The 551-nt window shown below is 51.7% G+C and carries 1 protein-coding gene; it reads right to left on the bottom strand.

Annotation, left to right across the window (positions count from 1 at the left end):
- On the bottom strand, window positions 1-520 hold a 520-nt coding region (locus JaAD80_RS29900), incomplete at its 3' end, for a hypothetical protein (RefSeq protein WP_146012647.1).
- Window positions 521-551 lie beyond the last annotated feature (31 nt).

The following is a 551-nucleotide window of genomic DNA, read 5'->3' as shown; positions in this document are numbered from 1 at the left end:
AGGTCTCGAAGATAATTTCCAGGATGCCTTCTTTCGCCTCTGCTATCTCGATATCTTTGGGCGGCGAGGTGAAAAGATACTCGACAAAATCCAACCGCGAGCGTTTGGCCGGATCGTACACATTGCGAAATAGCGTCAGCGGTCCCGGCCTGGAATCGAATAGATAGTTGGAGATCTCCAGCGCCGCGTCTTTGTCATCTTCGAAGACGATCCGCGCATAGTGCCGGAAGTCTTTATCTACATAGCTATGCACGGTGAAACTCGTCGTTTCCGTGACGACAAACTTTTTTTCAGCGGGATTCCCGTCCTCGTCCAATTCCTGGAACTCATAGCGCGAGATGGCTTGTGGATTGGGAACGATCCAATATCTGGTCTCTTTCAAGGATTCAAGCATCAGTTTGGCCGCTGCCTCGTTCTTTGTCCGCTCGGCATCGACCGGCGCATATTGCGCCTGGGCAGATCCAGCCAGCAAGGCAAGCAGAATGGCCAGGCCGCTGCCGGCGAACTTTATTATTTTCACGGAATGCTGTCCTGTTTCTTATTGTGAGACA

The organism is Janthinobacterium sp. AD80, from assembly GCF_002878455.1.
Lineage (GTDB): Bacteria > Pseudomonadota > Gammaproteobacteria > Burkholderiales > Burkholderiaceae_D > Janthinobacterium.
This window is presented reverse-complemented; position numbering and strand designations above follow the sequence as displayed.